Genomic DNA, 560 nt, shown 5'->3' with positions numbered 1-560 from the left:
AACTCGCTCCTGAAAAACCAGCCTTCGTAAGCTTCTGCTGATAACTCAGATCACCGTGAAGAGTAAAGTTTGAAGACAACCGAGCATTAAAACCTAATCCAGTTTCTACAGAAGAACCAAAAGCACCCAACTGGAACGCGTCTTCAAAATGGACAGATTGTTTTTTTCCAAAACTATGCGCAAGATGCAGCTTGCCATACAAGGAAACAACACGTGGCTCATCGGTTGCAGAAAAGGTCTTTGTTAAACGTCCACCAACACGCATCGTCCATTGATCCAATTTCCCCAATTCAATCTCAAAATCGTCAATATCACGAGCCTTATCAAACTGAATATGCTGATAAATAGCCTGAACCTGCGGATCAAGAACAAAACCTTCCTCTCCTACCATAAAAGCTTTACCAGCAGTCACTGAAGCACTGAGAGGTTTTCCCTTTAATATTGCTGTCTTGCCACGTGCAAGAGTGACCACATCACCCTTAAACAAACCATAGGATAAAAAACCATCCAAATAAAAATCCGTATCACACTGCAAACCGCCATAGGCTGTCACTGACCAT

General features: G+C 42.5%; 1 protein-coding gene. It reads right to left on the bottom strand.

Annotated features, from left to right (window positions below; translation table 11 throughout):
• Positions 1 to 560, bottom strand: a 560-nt coding sequence (locus ACFINS_RS11210) for an autotransporter outer membrane beta-barrel domain-containing protein (protein WP_375706312.1), incomplete at both ends; no start/stop codon positions are given.

The sequence above is a fragment of the Bartonella sp. AA2SXKL genome (assembly GCF_042197205.1).
In the GTDB taxonomy this organism is placed as follows: domain Bacteria; phylum Pseudomonadota; class Alphaproteobacteria; order Rhizobiales; family Rhizobiaceae; genus Bartonella.
The sequence above is the reverse complement of the archived record's forward strand: the minus strand, read 5'-3'. Positions and strand labels throughout refer to the sequence as shown.